This window comes from Fontibacillus phaseoli (assembly GCF_003337355.1).
GTDB lineage: Bacteria > Bacillota > Bacilli > Paenibacillales > Paenibacillaceae > Fontibacillus > Fontibacillus phaseoli.
Genome location: NZ_QPJW01000001.1, coordinates 149952 through 171018 on the forward strand (window position 1 = coordinate 149952; position 21067 = coordinate 171018).

The 21067-nt window shown below is 47.3% G+C and carries 18 protein-coding genes and 1 pseudogene; 14 read left to right on the forward strand and 5 right to left on the reverse strand.

Annotated features, from left to right (window positions below; genetic code table 11):
- Positions 1-8: 8 nt before the first annotated feature.
- From DFP94_RS00720 to DFP94_RS00730, 3 genes are all read right to left on the reverse strand, one after another.
- Positions 9-881, reverse strand: coding sequence for a sugar phosphate isomerase/epimerase family protein (locus DFP94_RS00720; RefSeq protein WP_245954405.1), 873 nt, complete (start codon positions 879-881; stop codon positions 9-11).
- Between the two features lie 5 nt (positions 882-886).
- Positions 887-1609: a rhamnogalacturonan acetylesterase gene (locus tag DFP94_RS00725; RefSeq protein ID WP_114494538.1), complete on the reverse strand. Its 723-nt coding sequence runs from the start codon at positions 1607-1609 to the stop codon at positions 887-889.
- 165 nt (positions 1610-1774) lie between these two features.
- Entirely contained in the window at positions 1775-2770 is a 996-nt protein-coding gene (locus DFP94_RS00730; protein WP_114494539.1) for a LacI family DNA-binding transcriptional regulator, read from the reverse strand.
- Positions 2771-2954: 184 nt separating this feature from the next.
- Between DFP94_RS00730 and DFP94_RS00735 the strand changes: the two genes are divergently transcribed.
- The gene (locus DFP94_RS00735) at positions 2955-5207 is read left to right on the forward strand and encodes a helix-turn-helix domain-containing protein (protein WP_114494540.1); all 2253 of its coding nucleotides are present in this window, start codon (positions 2955-2957) and stop codon (positions 5205-5207) included.
- A gap of 2 nt (positions 5208-5209) precedes the next feature.
- On the opposite strand, the gene DFP94_RS00740 is transcribed toward DFP94_RS00735, so the two are convergent.
- Positions 5210-7117, reverse strand: a complete 1908-nt coding sequence (locus DFP94_RS00740; protein WP_114494541.1) for a BglG family transcription antiterminator — start codon at positions 7115-7117, stop codon at positions 5210-5212.
- A gap of 271 nt (positions 7118-7388) precedes the next feature.
- Here DFP94_RS00740 and DFP94_RS00745 point away from each other — a divergent pair, with 271 nt between their 5' ends.
- The 7 genes from DFP94_RS00745 (at position 7389) to ptsP (ending at position 13468) form a co-directional block, all read left to right on the forward strand.
- Positions 7389-7697 (forward strand): PTS sugar transporter subunit IIB, encoded by a 309-nt coding sequence (locus tag DFP94_RS00745; protein WP_245954558.1) that lies wholly within the window; start codon positions 7389-7391, stop codon positions 7695-7697.
- A 14-nt stretch (positions 7698-7711) separates the two neighbouring features.
- Positions 7712-8941 (forward strand): PTS sugar transporter subunit IIC, encoded by a 1230-nt coding sequence (locus DFP94_RS00750; protein WP_114494543.1) that lies wholly within the window; start codon positions 7712-7714, stop codon positions 8939-8941.
- A 46-nt stretch (positions 8942-8987) separates the two neighbouring features.
- Entirely contained in the window at positions 8988-9335 is a 348-nt protein-coding gene (locus DFP94_RS00755; protein ID WP_114494544.1) for a PTS lactose/cellobiose transporter subunit IIA, read from the forward strand.
- Between the two features lie 23 nt (positions 9336-9358).
- The gene (locus DFP94_RS00760; protein ID WP_114494545.1) at positions 9359-10798 is read left to right on the forward strand and encodes a glycoside hydrolase family 1 protein; all 1440 of its coding nucleotides are present in this window, start codon (positions 9359-9361) and stop codon (positions 10796-10798) included.
- Between the two features lie 10 nt (positions 10799-10808).
- Positions 10809-11423: a YczE/YyaS/YitT family protein gene (locus tag DFP94_RS00765; protein WP_114494546.1), complete on the forward strand. Its 615-nt coding sequence runs from the start codon at positions 10809-10811 to the stop codon at positions 11421-11423.
- Positions 11424-11487: 64 nt separating this feature from the next.
- Positions 11488-11763, forward strand: coding sequence for an HPr family phosphocarrier protein (locus tag DFP94_RS00770; RefSeq protein WP_114494547.1), 276 nt, complete (start codon positions 11488-11490; stop codon positions 11761-11763).
- Entirely contained in the window at positions 11756-13468 is a 1713-nt protein-coding gene (ptsP, locus tag DFP94_RS00775; RefSeq protein ID WP_114494548.1) for a phosphoenolpyruvate--protein phosphotransferase, read from the forward strand. Before DFP94_RS00770 ends, ptsP begins: the two co-directional genes overlap by 8 nt.
- A gap of 150 nt (positions 13469-13618) precedes the next feature.
- Here the strand turns inward: ptsP and DFP94_RS00780 are convergent, their stop codons facing one another.
- Positions 13619-14503: a carbohydrate ABC transporter permease gene (locus DFP94_RS00780; RefSeq protein ID WP_114494549.1), complete on the reverse strand. Its 885-nt coding sequence runs from the start codon at positions 14501-14503 to the stop codon at positions 13619-13621.
- A gap of 388 nt (positions 14504-14891) precedes the next feature.
- On the opposite strand from DFP94_RS00780, the pseudogene DFP94_RS00785 reads away from it, so the two are divergent.
- From DFP94_RS00785 to DFP94_RS00810, 6 genes and pseudogenes are all read left to right on the forward strand, one after another.
- A pseudogene (locus tag DFP94_RS00785) lies at positions 14892-15287 on the forward strand (sugar ABC transporter permease); the annotation flags it as partial.
- Positions 15265-15642 (forward strand): type 2 periplasmic-binding domain-containing protein, encoded by a 378-nt coding sequence (locus DFP94_RS00790; RefSeq protein WP_245954406.1) that lies wholly within the window; start codon positions 15265-15267, stop codon positions 15640-15642. The pseudogene DFP94_RS00785 and the gene DFP94_RS00790, both read left to right, overlap by 23 nt.
- A gap of 107 nt (positions 15643-15749) precedes the next feature.
- A complete protein-coding gene (locus tag DFP94_RS00795; RefSeq protein ID WP_114494550.1) occupies positions 15750-16862 on the forward strand; it encodes a glycoside hydrolase family 88/105 protein in 1113 nt (370 codons plus the stop codon).
- 74 nt (positions 16863-16936) lie between these two features.
- Positions 16937-18289, forward strand: a complete 1353-nt coding sequence (locus DFP94_RS00800; RefSeq protein WP_114494551.1) for a glycoside hydrolase family 28 protein — start codon at positions 16937-16939, stop codon at positions 18287-18289.
- Positions 18290-18367: 78 nt separating this feature from the next.
- Positions 18368-19285 (forward strand): dienelactone hydrolase family protein, encoded by a 918-nt coding sequence (locus DFP94_RS00805; RefSeq protein ID WP_114494552.1) that lies wholly within the window; start codon positions 18368-18370, stop codon positions 19283-19285.
- A 155-nt stretch (positions 19286-19440) separates the two neighbouring features.
- Positions 19441-21015 carry a glycoside hydrolase family 43 protein gene (locus tag DFP94_RS00810; RefSeq protein ID WP_114495718.1) on the forward strand — a complete coding sequence of 525 codons (1575 nt, stop codon included), beginning with the start codon at positions 19441-19443 and terminating at the stop codon, positions 21013-21015.
- Positions 21016-21067 lie beyond the last annotated feature (52 nt).

Genomic DNA, 21067 nt, shown 5'->3' on the forward strand with positions numbered 1-21067 from the left:
GGCATCGGTCATACCTCGGCGTAAATTCGCTGCAAGAAGGCGATGCTTCCCTCCATATCCGGCTCGGGAGTGCTTTCCAGAATCCCGTGGATGTGGGGGCGTTTATATTTCATATACCGGAGAATAGGGTGGAAATGTAGCTGCCCTAGACCTACGGGGACGATGTTAATTCGTCCCTGTTCGATTGTAAAATCCTTAAGATGAATGACGGCGATCCGGTCGTCCAGCAGTTCAAGCGCCTTGGTGATGATCTCATCCTGACGCAAATAGTTGGCCGGAGACATCAAATTCGCGCAATCCAGGATGATCTGGAGATTGTTTGACGGGACTTCGTCAAGCAACCGGCGCGTCAGGGGTGCCGTATGAAGCGGGTGATTCTGTCCGGCTTCGATCCCGATCGTAACGCCGAAACGCTCGGCCTCGGCCACCATGATTCTGACGGAAGCGACAACCTGCCGAAAGGCTTCCTCCGTAAAGTTGTCCGTCGTATAGCCTTCGCCGACACTACTGGTTTCCGTGCCGACCAGACTGGCTCCGAAATCCCTGGCCAGGCGCAGGTGGGTGGAGAAATCGCTCAGCGCTTTCACCCGTTTAGCGTGATCGGAGGCAACGATATTGACGTAGCAGCCGAGAACCGCCAGGTGGATGCCTGCCCCGCGGAAAGCACCGCCATAATAGGCGGCGGTTCCGGGACTTAATGCGGACAGGCTCGGAACGCTCTCGGGAAACGATTTTCCCGGAGCGAATTGGACATGGGAAAATCGATAGCGCCGGATTTTCGCGATGAGGCTGTCCAGCGGAATTCGCCCGAAATCATGGGCGCGCACCCCCAGATTTAATGGCGGCGGCGAGGACAATGCCAGGTTCGAAGTAACGTTCACGGCGGTCAAGCCCCCTTTCCGGGGAACGCGCTTTCGGCGGTTCCTTTAAGATGCCGTTTCAATTCCGGCAAAGCATGAGATTGATGGATGGCTTGAGCCACCAGACTGGCGATATGCCTTGCCCCGACATCCGAAAAATGGGTGTCGTCGCTGATGTCGTCCGGATAATTCGGATGAGCCTGCTTCGGCAGATGCATGAACAAATGCCGGGTGCCGTCGACGCCCAAAGCCCGATATAGCTGCTGCGAAGCCGCAAAAATGTCCAGCAGTGCCGTCCCGGTGTCGTCCGCGACCTGCCGCATGACTTCCGGATATTCTCCGACCGCCAGCGGATCGGGGATTCCGCCCTCCAGAAAACGCCTCCGGCTGACGGAAGTCAGCAGCACCGGCGTCCCGCCGTTGCGGCGAGCGCTTTCAATAAAGCGGACGAGGTTCTCCCGGTATTCGGGATTCGGTGCCGCGTAGCGCAGGGGATCTTCCAACTTGCCGTCATTGTGGCCGAACTGGATGAACAGGTAGTCTCCCGCCTGAAATTCCTTTTCAATCGCGGTTAGCCGCCGTTCCGTCAAAAACGATTTGGTACTCCGCCCGTTCACGGCCCGGTTGTCAACGGTGAATGATGATCTGAAGTAACCCTGAAGATATTCCCCCCAGCCCGTCATCGGTTTTTCGGACGCTCCCTTTATCGCTGCCGTAGAATCGCCTGCAATAAACAACGTACTTGTCATGATTATTCCTCCCGCCAATCTATTTCATTGTTTTTGATCCATAATAGGAAGAAAGGATTAATGCACACGTGAACAATTTGTTTTAAAAAAAGAGAAGCAGCGCTCTTCTTTTTCTAAAAAGTCGACAATATATGAATATTCGTAGATTGCGAATCATTCTCCGGATTATATCTTCGCAACGGTCTTGCGAATCATGAATTCGGTTTTTACCAGGACCTGCTCCGGCTTAGTCTGCGGTTCCTGCATCAATTCGATCAGCTTTTGCGTGCCGAGTTCGCTGATATCCGCAATCGGTCTGCGGACGGTCGTAAGGGCCGGGTTCGTGTACCGGGCAAACACAATGTCGTCGAATCCGATCAGGGATAGTTGATCCGGGATACTTATTCGGCCGGCATAGCAAGCATTCATCGCCCCGATTGCCATGTCGTCATTGCCGCAAAAAACGAGCGTAGGAGGGACCGGCAGGGCAAGCAAAGAAGTCATCCTCACGTACCCGCTCTCAATGCTGTAATCGCCGCTTACGAAATATTCGGAGCTCGGGGGGAGGCTGTGGGCCAGCAAACTGTCCATAAAGCCCTGTTTGCGCTCGGTGGACGATTTGAATCCGGCTTTGCCTTCAATCATCGCAAGCTTACGATGGCCCAGAGCGATAGCGTAGTCGATCGCTTCCCGTACCCCGGACTTGTCATCGGCGACGACGTTCATGATTCCGGGGTCTTCCAGGTGACGGTTGAGGACGACGAGCGGAATGCCCGCTCTTTTTACATGATAAATAAATTCGTTGTCCGCATCGCTCTGGCTCATGACCAGGATGCCGTCAAAACGGTACGGCGAGATGCCGTCCAGATGCCGGATGCTGTCGATCCCATGGACCGTCAAACTATAATTTTCGTCCAGCGCATGATGGATTCCCTTAATGACGTCGACCAGAAAACTGGATGAAGTTCCTTGATCAATACTGGAAAAAAACAAGCCGATGGTATACGATTTTTTCATGACCAAACTTTTTGCGCTGAAATTGGGGATATAATTCAGTTCTGCAGCAATTTTAGCAATTTTATCCTTGGTTTCTTGCTTGATAAGCGGACTGCCGTTTAGTGCCCGGGAAACTGTGGTATGCGAAACGCCGGCAACTTTTGCAATATCTTTAATCGTGACCATAGAACCTCTTCTTCCCAAAGGAAATTTTCATCGGAATCGAATTAGTTTAACGATTTCATTCTAATTTGTTTTTTCTTTAAAAGTCAAGGTAGATTTGTAGTGCACACGTGAAAATTGTTATTGCCCCTGTTGGATTGAAAGCGCTATAATTGCCATTGATTACACGTGAAAAGGAGCAACGATCATGCATCGAGGGAGATTGTTCTATAAAATATTAATTCCTATTCTCGTGCTTGGGATTGGTCTTGTGGTCAGTTTTGCCAGTTATATTTATTTCAGCACGGTAAATTCGGTGAATGAGCGGATCGCCGGCGGCAAGCAAAACTTTATTTTGCAGACCAAAAATAATTTGGAGCAGCAAATTCGAACTATCGAATATGCGTTTGACACATACAGCACGACGACATCGTTCAGCGAGGTCGTCAATCATCCGATCACGGAGCAGGATTTCATCGCATACCGGGACGTGAACACCCAGCTTAACTACATCGCTACCATGGGAATGGAGCGGACGCAATATGCGCTGATCAGCCTGGAACATAACTGGCGGATATCCAACGGAAGGCTGTCGAAGCTGAATGAAGAAGAAAGGGCGGAATTGATCCAAACGTATATCGGTAACAACGATCAAAGCCTGTTCTGGGTTAAGACGGAAACGGGCATCCGACTCGTGAACACGCTGCCCGTGTTCTCCAAAAACAAGCAAGCGATCGCTTTGTCGGACATCTCGCTGGATACGCTGGACCAAACGATTCAGACCGGGGACGATAGCGTCGTGTATATTTTGAATAAGCAGGGCGAACTGATGTATGGAAGCAACCCCGCCGAATCCGGTCTTCGTGATGAACAATTGAAGCAAGTTTTAACCGCGATTTTGGAAGAAGACGAACCGAGTGGTGCGTTATCCCTGAAAAAGACAGACAATTTTAGTTCGCCGTTAAAAGTCATCTATGCGCAATCGGATTATAACAACTGGGTTTATCTGTCTTTGTTGGATCAAAAGGAGATTTCCGGTGCCCTTAAGACGACCAAATTTGGGATCATCACGATGGGAACGGTGCTAACGCTCTTAATAGTAATCGTGGCCTATATTTTTGCCGTTTACTTTACCAGGCCGATCCGTCAAATCAAACGCAGCCTGTCGCTGAATGACCAGACGGGCTCCAAAAATGAAATCGAAACGATTATTCATTCCATTGACACGATATTGACGGAGAAAGAAAGCCTCGAGAACCTGATGGAAGCGGAAAAGCCGCAGCTCGAGACGCAGTTGATCGTGAATCTGTTCCGCAACCGCGTTTCTGCGGAAGAACTGGCCTTAAAGCTGCCACGATTGGGGTACCGGCTACCCGAAAATACGTCTTACGTAACGATGCTGATTCAGTTGGACAATCTCGGTGAACGCGAAGCCTCGGACAAGGATATTTTGCTGTTGGCGATCAACAAGCTGGTGGAAGAACAGATCCCGCCGGAACAGCGGCTGATTCCCATTATCTTGAACGATAAAACCCAGGCTACCATTCTGAGGTTCACGGGCAAGTCCGAACCGGAAATCCGTAAACAACTGTTTGAGCAAGCTACGGCCTTGATGAAAAACGCCAGGGAATATTTGAAAGTGTCCATCAGCGTCGGGATCAGCAAGACGGTTGACAGTTTATTGGAGAGCAAAGAGGCTTGTGAAATGGGCAAACAGGCGCTGCATCATCGCCTCAATCTGGGCAAGGAATCGATCATTTTTTATGAAGACATCTCCAGGGTCGTTTCCGGCCCGGTCCTGCTTCATTATCCGGTCGAGCTGGAGTCCCAGCTTTTTGACGCTATTCGTCTCGGCGATGAAGAGCAGGTCAGTCGCACCTTGTATCTGCTGCTTGCCGAAATGATGAAGAAAAATAAATATTCGATGAACTTCGAGGTGGCCCTGGTCCGGTTCGTGAACAATCTGATCCAGCTTGAACAGTTACTCGGAATCGAGGTGCTGCTGACGCAGGACAATCACGCCCTTTACCATGTGCTGCTGGATACCCGCAATCCCGAAGAAATTGAGCGGATACTGGTGAATGAAGTGATTTTCCCGATGGTCAGAAGCATGAAAGACAAGACGAACAAGCAATTCCGCTGTCTGTCCGAAGAGATCGCCGTCATCGTCAGATCCGAGTACGATCAGGAATTGACGTTGGAGCAAATTGCGGACCGGCTGCATTATAATCCGAACTACTTAAGCAATATTTTCAAAAAAGAATACGGAACGACCTTTAGCGATTATCTGATGAATTACAGGCTGGAAATGGCCAAGAAGTGGCTGGTCGAGAGCGACATGACCATTCGGGAGATCGCAGAGCGGCTCCAGTATCATAAACCGCAAAACTTTATTCGCTCGTTCCGAAAGAAGGAGCATGTCACCCCAGGGGAATATCGCAAAGCAAGGCAAGCCATTTAGATTTATTCCCAGCAAGTGATTAATTTGTTTGTAAAATCTTCGAAGCTATGAGTAGAAGACAACAGATTCACATTTGTATCGTCCGTTAAGATAGTGGCAAATGCATCGAATACATCACGGAATAATTTTCGATCTTCTCCGCTTACGGTGAGCAATAATACAATTTTCACGGTAGAAGAATCCCATTTGATCCCATTCGGATTCAAATAAATGAACATCCCTGTTTTGCGGGATTCCATTTTTATCGCATGAGGAAGAGCAACTTGTCCAAACGCAGTAGATGACATGGCTTCCCGTTCCATAATTTTTTCCAAAAAATCCTCATCTGTATAACCATCCTGATTCATAATTTGACATATAAAACGTAAAACGTCTTCTTTATCAGTCCATTTTGTGGAGTTGTAAAAATGTCTTTCGTCCAAAAAAGATTTTAAATGGAGCTTAAATTGATTTTTCTTTTTTTGCTCTTTTAATTCAAATATTTTGTTCGATACCTTTTCCCGGTCGCTTTCTATAAAAAACGGGGTAATTACGACATAGGGTACTTCCGGAATCTTATGCAACTGGGCAGAAGAAATAATAAAATCACTGGTTGCATAATTCAAATCATTCTCATCGGTTACAATCGAATGAATCGAAATATCATCCCCAAAATACTGCTGTAATTTATTGATGATTTGCACATTCATATTGTAGTAAAGCGGAAACAGTACCGTGCACGAGATTTTTACGTTCGTTTGCCGTTGCAATTCAATGGCATATCCCAGGTGAAAAGCCAAATATGCAATTTCATCATCGCTTATGATATAATCGGTTTTTTCTTTTATCACATGTGAAGCATGAACGGCGCAGTCATAAATGAGCGGGCATTCTCTTCTGATCGTGTTCGTTAATGGATTTTTCGTTGAATGATTATTTTTTAATCTCATCAAAAGGTTTTTTATATGCAATGTAAAACGCGTAATAAAATCAGAATCGGCAATACTGATATAGTAATACTTATCCAAATCCGATGCTATTTCACTGACCAAGTCAATGCAACTTTTGCCGGCGATATTCTCCAGGTCGCTAACTTCAATTTGCGTAAAATTAACATTGGTCCCATTACATGAAATTAAGATCGCCAAATCGGTGATTTCTTCTTCCGAATATTTTACATGAAAATACGATTCCAATTTAAAGGCGATTTCTTTAGCGATGAAATAGGCAGTGTTATCCATGTTATAATTCACGCTTTTATTTAAAAATTGAAAATCATGTTTCATTCTATCCAAAGCAATGGTGATGTGGATCACTACATTGGTTAAATAAAAATCATTGGTAAAAAAGTGATGGGAAGAAAAAGTTTCAACAACGACTCCCCGAATGTAATCTACATTTAGTTCTTTATAAAATCCTTTGATTTTATCAATATCAATAAAACTTCCATTGGCCTCTTCGTACAAAATATTACTCATTAATTTGCGCTTATCTTTTTCTTTTCCTAGTAAGCCTATATGATCCTTAACCAAAAGCAATTCCAAATTATTTTTGGCAAGCTTTTCTTTGATCAGCTTTAAATCAAGTCTAAGCGTTGACTCGCTGATAAAAAGAGCGTCACTTAAATCATAAATATTTATTGACTCATTGGTATGTACCAGTTTTTTTAGAATATAAGCCATTCTTTCGGCTTGGGTTTGCGGAATTGCTTTATGTTCACTAGCTAAAAATATATTTACTTTATCCGTATCGACTTTATAACCTTTATTTGACGATAGGATTAACCCGTGGTGAATAGCATTGATCTCGCTTATATAAGATTTGATGGTACGTTTGGACATGCCATATTTATCTGCTAAACTTTGCGATGAAATCCATTCATTGTTATATGAGATTAAATATTGAATTAAATCGATATACTGCGTTTTCACACAAGATCCCTCGCTTTAAATGTTGCACCATAGGGGTGCAGTTTTTTATTTGAGCCCGTTTTGGGGTTTGTATTATAGTTTGGTTGTAACAAAGATAGCGCTGTCAAATCATTATAAGAAAAACTTCTATCGATGTACAGTCACGGAAGACAGACCGCATTTATCGGAAGTTTTTCTTGCGATTAAAGAAAGCTTCAGCTCCGCTGAAAACTCATACTTTCTTTAATCTAAAATAAAAACAAGGAGGATTACCATGGGAAATACAAAAGAAATGTTAAACGTGTTGCTGGTTTGCGGATCAGGAGCAAGTTCCGGTTTTATGGCTGCCAATATTCGCAAGGCTGCTAAAAAGAGAAACCTGAACATGGATATTAAAGCCAGAGGGGAAGCGGAAATTGAAAATTATATCGATGATATCGATGCTTTGTTGGTTGGTCCCCACTTGGCTTATGTCATTGATGAAATCAAAGAAATTACCAAAGATACCGATGTCAAAGTGCTCTTAATGAAGTCTTCTTATTATTCCACTTTAGATGGGGAAGCTGCTTTGGATGATTTAATGAGTGAATTGAAAATTTAAAGGGGATAAGAAAAATGAATAAATTAATGGAATGGCTGAAAAATGACTTCTCTCCAAAGATGAATAAAGTCAATAACAATGTATGGGTAGTTACACTCAAGGATTCCGTCATGCAATTGTTGCCTTTTATTCTTTTAGGATCGGTATTTTGCCTTCTCACTATACCTGGAGATGTATATCAAATCAAAAACTACCCTAATTTTTGGGTTCCGTTTGGATGGACGATGGGTATGCTTTCGCTGTTGGTTTCTTTCCTGATTCCATTTAATTTGATGGAAAAGAAGAAGTTAAGAAAACAACGCTTTATCGCGGGATGTACAAGCCTGATTACTCTTTTGATCATCATTACTCCCCAAGTCGTAAAAGACGGGACGATTGGTTTCACTCATAAATCTTTAGGCACCGGGGGCATGTTTGTCGCCATCATTGCCGCTCTTTTTACCGGATTTATCATGGGTCTGTTCGGAAAATTCTCTTTTTTCAAAGAAGATTCCGTCATACCGGATTTTGTCAGATCCTGGTTTGATTCCATGCTCCCTATTGGGGTAACTTTAACTCTGGCTTGGGTGTTGGTCGATCTCGTTCATATTGATATATACAACATCATTTTAAATATTTTTATGCCGTTGGCCGGCGTGGTAGAGACGCCTTGGGGATTCATGTTAATCATGTTTATCGGTTGTTTCTTATATTCCATGGGGATTTCCGGCTGGGTGTTAACTCCTGTAACCAAACCTATTTTTCTGGCAGCCATTACCGCAAACGCTACCATGGGAGCACATAATATCGTAACGGCCGAAACGATTTATTCGGCATACCTGTGGGTTGGAGGCGTGGCTTGTACGTTACCGCTTGCCATTATGCACGTGTTTTCCAAAAGCAACAAGTTAAAAGCGCTGGGACGCGCAAGTTTTGTACCTTCTATCTTTAATATCAACGAGCCTTTAGTATTTGGTTCTATCGTATGGAATCCCATTTTGATGCTGCCGATGTGGCTCATCGGTTTAATTTTACCGTTGATCGTTTGGGTCGGAACCAAAGTCATTCACTTTGCCCCCATCCCGAAAGTTGTGTTCGATATGTGGTACGCCCCTTTTCCAATTTCGACGTGGATTACAACCGGAACCATCACAGGCATTATTTTGATGTTAATCTGTGTCGCGGTAGCCACGCTGATTTGGTATCCATTTTTCAAAACCTACGAAAAACAAGAACTTGAAAAAGAATTACAGCAAACCAATTAATCTATTATACGAGTTTGAACAACCTCTAATAAAGGAGATATTTATTATGACCTCGGAAAAAGTGGCTCAAGATGCGATGCAAATCATTTTGCACGCAGGGGAAGCAAGAAAACATTGTACCGATGCCTTAAAGGATATTGAAAACAGCGATTTTGCTGGAGCTAAGGAGAAGATAAAATTAGCCAACGCGGAAATTGTCATCGCCCATCGCGTGCAAACGAATTGCATCCAAAAAGAAACGGAAGGAGCAGATGGGGAGTACTCCGTTTTATTTGCCCATGCGCAAGATACGCTCATGACGGTCTATAGTGAAATAAATATTGCCAAGCGGTTAATCGACATTTTTGAGAGCTTTAATCAAAGACTAACGAACCTGGAGCTGGCTCATAAATAAAGATCAGGAAGGAAGAAATCATAATGAACAACATTCCAAAAGGATTCCCCTCCAATTTTTTATGGGGGGGAGCGGTCGCCGCCAATCAAATAGAAGGTGCTTATAATGTTGACGGAAAAGGGTTAAGCGTAGCGGATATTAATGAATATGTGGATGGCATTCCTTTAGAAAAAAAATCAAATACAGAGTTAACTACAGACTATATTAAAGAAGCTATTACAAGCGAAGATCGAATTTTCCCGAAACGTTGGGGAATCGATTTCTATCACACCTATAAAGAAGATTTGAAATTGCTAAGGGAACTGGGACTGAAAACCTTTCGTACCTCGATTAACTGGGCAAGAATCTTTCCCAATGGTGACGAAGCACAGCCGAATGAAGCAGGCTTGAAATTTTATGATGACCTGATCGACGAAATTTTAGCGAACGGCATGGAGCCGATGATCACCCTATCGCATTATGAAATGCCGCTTCATTTAACAACTGCCTATAAAGGGTGGTACTCCAGAGAAGTGATTGATTTTTTTGTTCGCTTCAGCAAAGTGGTGATAGATCGTTATCATAAAAAAGTAAAATATTGGATTATTATTAATCAAATTAACTTAATTGCGTATGAATCCTTTAATCATCTGGGAATTGCTGAAGATGTAGTGGATGATCTGGACTCTGCCAAATATCAGGGTGTGCATAATGAAATGGTGGCCTGTGGTCTGGTGACGAAATATGCCAAAAATCTGAATAAGGATTTGCAAATTGGTATGATGCTCTGCGGCGGACCGGCTTATCCGGCTACTTGCCGGCCGGAAGATGTCTTTGCCACCGTTCGAAGAAATCAAATGGAGTACTTTTTCGCCGATGTATTACTCCGGGGATATTATCCCGGTTACGCTTTCCGCTATTTCCATGACAATAACATTACCGTCGAATTCGGAGAAGGCGACGAAGAAGCCCTGAAAAACACGGCCGACTTTATGTCGTTTTCCTACTACTATACTCGTATTTTTGATGAAGAAAGTATGAAAAATAAAACAGGAGCTTACCGCAATTCCGATCTTCCGGCCAACCCTTGGGGATGGACCATTGATCCGACTGGCCTTCGCACCTTGCTTAACCTGTTTTATGACCGGTATCAGTGCCCCATCTATATAACGGAAAACGGGATCGGCTACCATGACACATTGGAAGAAGACGAATCGATACATGATTCCTACCGTATTGACTATTTCCGGGCCCATATTGAGCAAATGAAAGAGGCCATAAAAGATGGGGTGGATTTAAGAGGGTATTATGCTTGGGGGCCCATTGACATCATTAGTTGTTCTTCCTCGGAAATGAGCAAACGTTATGGATTTATTTACGTAGATCAAGATGATTTTGGCAATGGCAGTGAAAAGCGTTTACGTAAAGACAGTTTTTACTGGATGCAAAAAGTGATCGCTTCTAATGGAGAAAACTTGGATTGAGGTTTCGTAAATGCCTATTTATCTGAAATTTGGCGGACGATTTATGATTTTGGTCGTTGCCATGTTGTTTACCGCGATAGCAGTTAATTTATTTATCGAGTGCAGTATAGGGTCCGATACATTAACCGTTTTATTGGATGGATTGCATAAAAGTACCGGAATGAGTGTAGGCCTGACAAGCTTTTTTGTAAATATTGTATTTCTTGCCGCTGGCCTTTTATTAAATCGTAAATCTATAGGTTTTTCTTCGATTATCTATTCTTTTTTTGTAGGGCCCTTAATTAACTTGATTCATCCAATAATTGCAAATATGGAACTGTCGGATTTATCTCTATTCATAAAAATAGCCATCGTAATTATGGCTAACTTTTGTTACTCCGTCACTTATGTTTTGTTGATGAGATTTGGCAATGGTATGTATGCGATTGATGCCATTTTGCGATATGCGGAGTCAAAGTTTGGATTAAGGTATGATATCGGGAGAATAGGTGTTGATGCCATCTTTTTAAGCATCGGATTCTTGTTTGGGGGAGTCGTGGGGATCGGAACGGTTATAGCATTTGCTTTAACGGGGCCGGGAACTATGCTGCTCGAAAAGATCCTGTTTACACCCGAGGCATCATGAGATTTCCCGTAGCGACTGGATTTATTAAATATATAATAAGACGGTAAAGGGTGGAGAAATGATCATGCAAAAAACATTCAAAATTATCGACGAAGCTGGAATTCATGCGCGTCCTGCTACAGCGCTGGTCAATACAGCCAATAAGTTCAAGGGCGCTGAGGCTTTTGCGGAAGCTAACGGCAAAAAAGTAACCCTGAAATCCATACTGGGCGTATTGTCTTTGGGACTCGAAACCGGCGATATCCTGACTCTGATCACTGAAGGCAGTGATGAGGCCGCAGCGCTCGATGCACTTCAGGATGTGATGATCAAGGAAGGACTGGGCGAGCTTCATGAGTAAAATTTCCGGAATTGCGGCTTCCGCCGGCATTGCCGTGGCTCGTGCTTTTATCCTGGAGCAACCGGGTTATGTCTTTGCCAAACAATCCGGCATTGATGTGGAAGCCGAGATCACCAAACTGGGAGCTGCTCTGGAGAAATCGAAGGGTGAGCTGCAACGTATCAAAGAACGTGCATTAGTCGATCTAGGGGAAAAGAAGGCGGAGATTTTCGAATCCCATCTATTGATTCTGGAAGATCCTGAGCTGATCGGCCCCGTGATGGACAAGATCCGCGAGGAAGCCGTCAATGCGGACTATGCCCTGCAGGAAGTGGCCACCCGGTTTATCGGAATGTTCGAGAATATGAAAAATGCGTATCTCCAAGAACGTGCCGCCGATATGCGCGATGTAACTAAGCGCGTGCTGAACCACCTGCTGGGCATTACCTATGTGAGCTTGGCAGAGATTAGTGAAGAGGTGATTGTAATCGCCGAGGATTTGACTCCGTCCGATACAGTCCAGCTCAACCGCAAATATGTCCAAGGATTTGCGACTAATATCGGCGGACGCACCTCCCACTCGGCGATTATGGCCCGTTCTCTGGAAATTCCGGCGGTTGTCGGCGCTAAAACGGTGCTGTCCGCAGTGAAGGACGGCGATCTTGTCATCGTCGACGGGCTTGGCGGAGAAGTGCTGATTCATCCAAGCGAAGCCGAGGTCGCCGAGTACAAGCGAAAGCAGGAAGCCTACAACCGGCAAATTGAAGAATGGAAAATGCTCCGCGAGGAACCGACCGTATCCGCAGACGGCAAGCACGTGGAACTGGCGGCCAATATCGGTACGCCAAACGATATGTCCGGCGTGCTTGAGAACGGCGGTGAGGGCGTGGGCCTGTACCGGACTGAATTCCTGTATATGGGCCGCGACAAGCTGCCTTCCGAGGAGATCCAATACAACGCTTACCGCACCGTGCTGGAAAGCATGAACGGCAAGCCGGTGGTCGTACGCACACTGGACATCGGCGGCGACAAAGAGCTGCCTTACCTGAATCTGCCGAAGGAAATGAACCCGTTCCTCGGCTTCCGGGCCATCCGTCTCTGTCTGGATCGCGAGGACATTTTCCGTACGCAGCTGCGTGCCCTGCTGCGAGCGAGCATGCACGGAGAATTGCGGATTATGTTCCCGATGATCGCCACGCTAGGCGAATTCCGGGCCGCGCGTGATTTGCTGTTCGAGGAGAAAGCCAAGCTCCGTGATGAGGGGCACGCGATTTCGGACAATATTCAGCTCGGCATTATGGTGGAGATTCCTTCCACGGCCGTACTGGCTGACCAGTTTGCCAAGGAAGTCGATTTCTTCAGCATCGGCACCAATGATCTCATTCAGTACACTATGGCGGCCGATCGAATGAACGAACAGGTATCTTACTTGTATCAGCCGTACAACCCGGCGATCCTGCGCCTGGTAAAGAACGTGATCGACGCCGCACATGCTCAAGGCAAATGGGTCGGCATGTGCGGTGAAATGGCCGGAGATGCCACAGCAATTCCGTTGCTGCTAGGTCTCGGTCTGGATGAATTCAGTATGAGCGCATCCTCGATCCTCCCGGCGCGCAGTCAGATTTCAAGACTATCGGCTGCCAAGATGGAGGAAATGGCCGCCCAAGCGTTACAGTTTGGCACGGTTGAGGAAGTTGTCGCACTTGTGCAGAACAATTTGATCTAGGTTTTGTCATGTTTTCTCCGTTATTGAAATTTACTTTTCCAACTACTCTATAAGCGGTCTCTTTCGAGAGACCGTTTTTTTGTTATTGGTTTGATGATACGCCTCATACTTATCTATTTTAGTGCCTTGCTTGCGTCCAAGGTAAGCAGTTCATCCCTTAACCGAGCCGAGCATGGCTCCCTTAACGAAGTGGCGCTGTACGAAAGGATAAGCGATCAGCATCGGCAAGGTGGCAACAACGATAACGGCCATCTTGATCGCCTGCGCCGGAGGCATGATATCCACGACGCTGTTGTCTCCCTGCATGCCGCTGGATACGATGACGATTTGCCGCAGAAGTACCTGAATTGGCCATTTGAGATAGTCATTGATGTAAAGAATGGCACTCATGTACGTATTCCAATACGCTACCCCGTAAAAGAGTGAAATGGTTGCAATCGATGGCAGCGACAGGGGCAGCATGATTTTGAGGAATACGCCAAGATCGGTGCAGCCGTCAATCTTGGCCGATTCCTCCAGACTGTCCGGCAAGGACTGGAAGAAGTTGCGCATGATGATCAGATTGAACGCGTTGATCGCGGTCGGAATAATCATGGACCAGTAGGAATCGATCAGATGAGCGCTTTTTACTACCAAAAAAGTAGGAATCATCCCGCCGCTAAAAAGCATGGAGAACACAACGATAAAATTGATCGTATTTCTTCCATAAAGATATCTGCGGGACAATCCGTACGCCATTGCAGCGGTAAGGATCATGCTCAGGATAGTTCCGATTACGGTTGTTCCAATCGAAACGCCCAATCCCCTAAAGATTGTCGGCGTCGAAAAAATGTACTTGTAAGCGTCCAGGGAAAACGTGGTTGGAAACAGGATGAAGCGTTTCTCCACGATTTCCTGAGTTGAAGCAAAAGAACTGGCGATGATGTTTACAAAAGGCAAGAGACAAGCTAGAGCGATGAGAGCTAACAACGTGTTGTTGACAATCGTAAAGATACGATCGCCGATGGAATGTTTCTTACTTGATATTTGAGTCACTTGAGTATCCTCCTCTTCGTCGTTTCACATTTCAACCTTAACAACGACAGGAGGATTACGTATATAATCCTCATTTTAGGTCTTGCGCGATTGCGAAAAAGAAATCAAAAACGATACATACTCATTAGCTTAGCTTATAATCATCAAATGAGGCGAAGTAGCCGGGAACGCCCAGTCTACGGCGGTTATGAAACCGTTGTCATCTGATGATTATATACGGAACGCCCTCATCAAGGTACGCTAGGGAACGTAAAAAGGAATGTTCCAAGGAGGTTGTCTAGTGAAGTCATCAAGTGCTGCACCGTTGGATGTGAGACTGAAGCCCGGATTTAAGCGAAAGGCTTCTCCGGTTCTTACCGGCTTAAAACGCAACAAGCTTTTGTACCTCATGATTTTCCCCGGGCTTTTATACTTCATTGTATTCAAGTACTTTCCGATGGGGGGATTGGTAATCGCCTTTCAGGATTATCAGCCTTTCCTGGGGATCGCGGGAAGCCCTTGGGTAGGCTTTAAGCATTTCGTTCGTCTGTTTACGGAGCCCACTTTTTTCATGCTGCTAAGTAATACGCTGATCTTGTTTGCCATGAACATCGTATTTTTCTTTCCGTTACCGATTATTTTGGCGTTGATGATGAACGAGGTGCGGAGCAAATGGTTTAAAAGTACGGTGCAATCGATGGTGTATCTTCCGCATTTCATGTCTTGGGTCATCATCGTATCGATTACGTATGTGTTTTTGAATGTGGATGGCGGATTGATTAATGAACTTCTTGCCTCGCTTGGCTACCATTTTGGATCAGGATAAGTGGCAGCAGGAAGTTCAGCCGTTCTCCTCATCCCGTCCGAAGGAGCCGGGTTATAAAATTCATGATTCGGATCCGCTGAAAGTCGAAGCCGCCAAACTGATTTTGGAAAACGAGAAATTTGCCGTCCTGAATCCGGTCTATTCGCTGGAATCGGAAAACTTCAATACGATGGGCTCCGAGCTGCAAAAAATCATAACGGACGCCACGTATAAATACATCCTCGGTTCCCTCGACTTGAATGGTTTCAAGGCAGAGGTCGAGAAATGGAAAAAATCAGGCGGCGACAAAATTATTGGCGAATACGAAGCTGCTTATAAGGAAGCCAACTCCTGATTTCGCTTTAAGATTAAGTAAGTTTAAGCTCAGACCATTTAAAGGGTCCTTTCCATGTATCCGTGGCGAGGACCGTCATTATTTCACCGGAAGGATGTGCAAATGTGATGAGTTGGGCCGCTAAGACCGCGGAATCCGTCATGGCGCGGATGCCGAAAATGTACGAAGGCAACGGGTATCAGGGCAAATGGTCCTACGATTACGGCGTAGTGTTAAGGGGCTTTGCGTTGCTGTGGAAAAAGACGGGAAACCGCAAGTATTTTCGGTACATCCAAGATAATCTGGATTACTTTATCGGGGATGACGGAAGCGTGAGGGGTTACCGCCAGAATGAATACAATATCGACCACCTCAATAACGGTAAACTGCTGTTCATGCTGCATAAGGAGACGGGTCTGGACAAGTACCGGCAGGCGGCAGCGCTGCTGAGAGCGCAACTGGTCGGTCATCCGCGCACGTCGGAGGGCGCGTTTTGGCACAAGCAAATCTATCCCTATCAAATTTGGTTAGACGGTCTTTATATGGGATCGCCGTTCTATCTTGAATACTTACTGGTTTTTGAAGAGGGGAAAGGGCTTGACGACGTAACCAAGCAATTTGTTCTTTGCGAAAAGCATACGAAAGACGCCGAAACGGGGCTACTGTATCATGCCTGGGATGAAAAAAAGGTTCAACCCTGGTGCGATTCCGCCACCGGATTGTCTCCGAATTTCTGGGGCCGGTCCCTGGGATGGTATGTCATGGCATTGGCAGACGTCCTGGAGCTGTTGCCGAAGGATCACGGCGATTATGCCGAACTCGTCCGGATTTTCAGGGATGTGCTGACTGCCCTGAGAAATTATCAGGATGAGGCTAGCGGCGTGTGGTACCAGGTTGTGAATATGGGCGATCGCAAAGGAAATTATTTGGAAGCTTCGGCTTCCAGCATGATCGTGTTTGCCATCGCCAAGGGAATCCGGCTTGGGCTGTTGGATGGTGACGGCTGGCAGGCAACGTTGGATAAAGCGTTCCAGGGACTGATTACCGAGTTTGTGCTGGAAACGAAAGAGGGCTGGGTCAATCTGAACAAAAACTGCATGGTAGCCGGACTGGGCGGAGAAGACCGCCGGGACGGAACCTACGCCTATTACATCAGCGAGCCGATCATTACGAACGACTTGAAGGGCCTCGGCGCGTTCTTGCAGGCCTGCGTCGAAGTTGAAGGACTTAGAGTAGAGTAGAGTAGAGGACGATCAAAGTCGTTGAGATAAAGGGGAATCTGCAAGAAAGAACGTTGCTAACGGGAGGAAGAAGGATGCAAGAATATAATATAACCGAATATGGCGCGGCCGGAGACGGCGTAACCTTATCGACCGCGGCCATTCAGACCGCCATCGATGCTGCGACCGCGGCGGGCGGAGGAACGGTGTTCGTTCCGGCAGGCACGTATTTGACGGGCGCGATCCTGATAAAAAGCAATATTGAGCTGCATTTAAGCCCTGGTGCCGTACTCTCCTTCAGTTCAAATCCGGAGCACTATCCGGTCGTGAGCTCCAGCTGGGAGGGCGTGCTGCAGCAGGTGCACGCATCGTGTGTTTTCGGCCAGGACCTGGAAAATATCGCAATCACGGGTAGCGGTACGCTGAACGGGAACGGTCAGCCGTGGTGGGACAAGAAGCGCAACGCACCGGAGGAACTAGAATATCCCCGGCCGACGTTAATCGGCTTCTACGGCTGTCGCCGGGTTACGCTGAGAGATCTGCACCTGGTCAATTCCCCAAGTTGGACCGTGAATCCTATTCGTTGTTCGGACGTCACGATCGACAATTTATCGATCCTGAATCCCGCCGATTCGCCGAATACGGACGGTATTAATCCGGAATCCTGCCGGAACGTGCGGATCAGCAATTGCCATATCGATGTGGGAGACGACTGCATCGCGATCAAAGCGGGCACAGAAGATACGGCGGAGCGTGTTTCCTGCGAAAATATTACGATCACGAATTGCACGATGGTTCACGGTCACGGCGGCGTGGTGCTGGGCAGCGAGATGAGCGGGGATATCCGCAATGTCACAATCACGGGCTGTGTGTTCCAGCACACCGACCGCGGCATTCGCCTGAAGTCCCGGCGGGGACGCGGAGGAATCGTGGAAGATATCCGCATCAGCAATATCGTCATGGACGACGTCATTTGTCCGTTCATTTTGAACCTCTATTATTTCTGCGGCCCGCGCGGCAAAGACAAATACGTTTGGGACAAAAATTTTTATCCCGTGACGGAGGAGACGCCATGCTTCCGGCGTATTTACTTTGGTAACATTACCGCGCGCCGGGTTCATGCGGCCGCAGGATTCCTATACGGGCTTGCCGAGCAATACATTTCCGAAATCACGTTTGATCATATCGATATTTCCATGGCGGAGGATGCGGTTCCGGGAGTCCCGGCCATGATGGCGGGCGTCGGCGAAATGAACAATCGCGGCTTCTTCCTCGGAAATGTAAGGGATATCCGCTTCCACCATGTCACGATCGAAAATCATGAGGGGCCGGGTTTTTTTGTGGAGAATGGAGAGCGGGTTAACTTAGAGCACTGCGAGTCCAGAAACACAAAGCAGGAGGAGTTGCTGTTGGAACAGGTCGCCGTCCCGCCAGCGGCGGAATCATGATGCAGGTACTTTGATTCACGAACACGAATCTAGAATCGGGCGGACTAGGAATAAAGAGTTTGGAAGGGAGAAGAGTGCATGGATCGGAGCGCGGATGGAGCTCGGAACAAATTGTTAGGCTTGTTGGGAGATTTGCCGGCGGAGCAGCCGATATCGGCCAAAGTCTTGAAGCTGGAGGAACGGGACGGATATGTGCTGGAAACGCTGCTGCTGGAACTGAACGGGATCGAACCGGTTCCGGCTTATGTCGCCAAACCACTGGAAGGAACCGGACCGTTTCCGCTCATAGTCTATAACCATTCCCATGGCGGGAATTACGGGAACGGGCGCAAGGAGCTGATTGTCAGCAGTCCTTATCTGCAGGAGCCGTCGTTTGCCAAAGTGCTTACCGGCATGGGCTGCGCGGTCTGCTGCATCGACATGTGGGCCTTCAACGAACGCGGCGGGAAGACCGAAAGCGAACTGGTCAAGGAGATGCTGTGGCAGGGCCGTGTGATGTGGGGCATGATGCTCTACGATAACCGCAGGCTTCTCGATTACATGTGCAGCCGCAGGGATATCGATGCTGCGCGGATCGCCACGATCGGCATGTCCATGGGCGGGTTGATGGCCTGGTGGCTGGCCGCGCTCGATGAGCGGGTCGGGGTGACGATCGACATCTCCGGCCAGGTGGATGCCGGCACCCTGATCGCCAAAAGAGGGCTCGATCATCACGGTTTTTATTCTTACGTGCCCGGTCTGCTGAAGCATTTTTCGACTCTGGATATCCAAAAGCTGATCGTGCCGCGCCCGCGGATGAGCCTGGTCGGCCGGAACGACCGGCTTTGCCCGGTCGAAGGCGTGGAACTGCTATCATCCGGGCTAAGCGCGGCCTATGCTGCGGCCGGAAAACCGGAACACTGGCAATCCCTTCTTGGCGTGGGCGGCCATATGGAGACCGCGGAGATAAGGGCCGCCTGGATGCCGTTCTTGGCAAAGCATTTGCTGGAGAATTGACGACAGGATTGATTCATGGTCTTGGCCTTATAATTAATGTATGCAAAATGCAGTGGACTGGGCAGCATGCTCATTATCGGGCGGGGAAGCCTGGAGCATGGAGCAGGTGCTTGCTGGGAATGAGGAAGAAGGGAGATGGGGGTTACAAGATGAAGATGAATACCATAATCAAAAATCCGATATTGCGGGGATTTAATCCGGACCCGTGCATTTTACGGGTGGGGGAAATTTATTATATTGCCGTTTCGTCGTTCGAATGGCTGCCTGGGGTACGGGTGTATCAATCGGAGGATTTGGCCAACTGGGAGCACTGTACCGATATTTTGACGGATCAGGTCCACCTGCGGGGAAATCCGAAAAACTGCAGCATTTGGGCACCGCAGTTGAGCTATAATGAAGGTCTTTTTTATTTGATTTATACGGATGTAAAAAGCACCAAGCGGCCGTTCAAGGACGATCACAATTTCCTGATTACGGCGAAGGATATTCGGGGTCCATGGTCGGAACCGGTTTATCTTAACAGCAGCGGGTTCGACCCGTCCCTGTTTCATGATGACGACGGCCGGAAATGGCTGCTTAATACGCTTTGGGATTATCGGATACCGGAAGGAAATAAATCAAGTGGAATCGTGATGCAGGAATATGATGACAAGCAGCAACGGCTGATCGGAGAACCGCTTAAGCTATTCGACGGAACCTGGCTGAAAAAAACGGAAGCGCCACATATTTATAAACAAAACGGCTTTTATTATTTGATCACGGCGGAAGGCGGCACGGGTTCTGGGCATGCTGTCACCGTGGCGCGTTCCCGTGAATTGACCGGACCGTATGAAGTGGATCCGCGCAATCCGATGCTGACATCGCGGGACCAACCGGAGTTGCCTCTGCAATGTGCAGGCCATGGAAGCCTGGTGCAGACGCCGGAAGGGGCATGGTACATGGCGCATTTGTGTACCCGTCCGGTGGAAGGAAAGTATGCCATACTTGGCCGGGAGACGGCTTTGCAGCAAGTCTATTGGGACGAGGAAGGCTGGCTGCGGCTTACGGCGGGCGGAAACACGCCATCGGTAGAAGTTCCGGTGCCAGGCGGCGGAAGAGATCGGGAAGGATCTTCGAAACGGTACTATTTTGAAGATAATTTTAATGGTCCCCGCCTGCACGAAACTTGGAATACGTTGCGCATTCTGGCGGACGACAGCTGGTGCTCGCTTACGGCCCGTCCCGGTTATTTGCGGCTTACGGCCGGGGAGTCGGTACAAAGCCTGTTTGACCATCACATTCTGGCGATCCGGCAGCGGGATATCCATTTTCGGGCCGAGACGGCTATGGAATACGAGCCGAATAACTATTTGCAAATGGCCGGATTGCTCTTGTACCTGAATGAAGACAATTATTTGTATGCCTATGTGAGCCATGAGACAGAACGGGGAAAAGTGATCCGCATGCTGAAGTGCGAGGCCGATGTGTTCTCTCTGATTTCCGAAGTCATCGAGATTGACGGGAAATTACCGATTCAACTGGCTGTCGAAGTGCAGAATGCCTCCGCGCAATTCCATTGGCGCCAAATCAATGAAAGTAAGTGGTCGAAGCTGTTTGCGGAACAGCATATCGGATTTCTGTCCGGCGGCTTTACGGGGAATTTCGTAGGCATCGCGGCCCATGATATGGGGATGCTCCAAGGCAGCTATGCCGATTTTTCGCACTTTAAATACTTCGGATACGATGATTAAGCGGTTAATTGGGATTTGGATTAATTATTAGTGTGGAAAGTTCTCGAATTGG

Coding starts and splice junctions, on each gene's coding strand:
- DFP94_RS00725 (WP_114494538.1), bottom strand. CDS start 1,609: ATGACAAGTACGTTGTTTATTGCAGGCGATTCTACGGCAGCGATAAAG.
- DFP94_RS00730 (WP_114494539.1), bottom strand. CDS start 2,770: ATGGTCACGATTAAAGATATTGCAAAAGTTGCCGGCGTTTCGCATACC.
- DFP94_RS00735 (WP_114494540.1), top strand. CDS start 2,955: ATGCATCGAGGGAGATTGTTCTATAAAATATTAATTCCTATTCTCGTG.
- DFP94_RS00745 (WP_245954558.1), top strand. CDS start 7,389: ATGTTAAACGTGTTGCTGGTTTGCGGATCAGGAGCAAGTTCCGGTTTT.
- DFP94_RS00750 (WP_114494543.1), top strand. CDS start 7,712: ATGAATAAATTAATGGAATGGCTGAAAAATGACTTCTCTCCAAAGATG.
- DFP94_RS00755 (WP_114494544.1), top strand. CDS start 8,988: ATGACCTCGGAAAAAGTGGCTCAAGATGCGATGCAAATCATTTTGCAC.
- DFP94_RS00760 (WP_114494545.1), top strand. CDS start 9,359: ATGAACAACATTCCAAAAGGATTCCCCTCCAATTTTTTATGGGGGGGA.
- DFP94_RS00765 (WP_114494546.1), top strand. CDS start 10,809: ATGCCTATTTATCTGAAATTTGGCGGACGATTTATGATTTTGGTCGTT.
- DFP94_RS00770 (WP_114494547.1), top strand. CDS start 11,488: ATGCAAAAAACATTCAAAATTATCGACGAAGCTGGAATTCATGCGCGT.
- ptsP (WP_114494548.1), top strand. CDS start 11,756: ATGAGTAAAATTTCCGGAATTGCGGCTTCCGCCGGCATTGCCGTGGCT.
- DFP94_RS00790 (WP_245954406.1), top strand. CDS start 15,265: ATGAACTTCTTGCCTCGCTTGGCTACCATTTTGGATCAGGATAAGTGG.
- DFP94_RS00795 (WP_114494550.1), top strand. CDS start 15,750: ATGAGTTGGGCCGCTAAGACCGCGGAATCCGTCATGGCGCGGATGCCG.
- DFP94_RS00800 (WP_114494551.1), top strand. CDS start 16,937: ATGCAAGAATATAATATAACCGAATATGGCGCGGCCGGAGACGGCGTA.
- DFP94_RS00805 (WP_114494552.1), top strand. CDS start 18,368: ATGGATCGGAGCGCGGATGGAGCTCGGAACAAATTGTTAGGCTTGTTG.
- DFP94_RS00810 (WP_114495718.1), top strand. CDS start 19,441: ATGAATACCATAATCAAAAATCCGATATTGCGGGGATTTAATCCGGAC.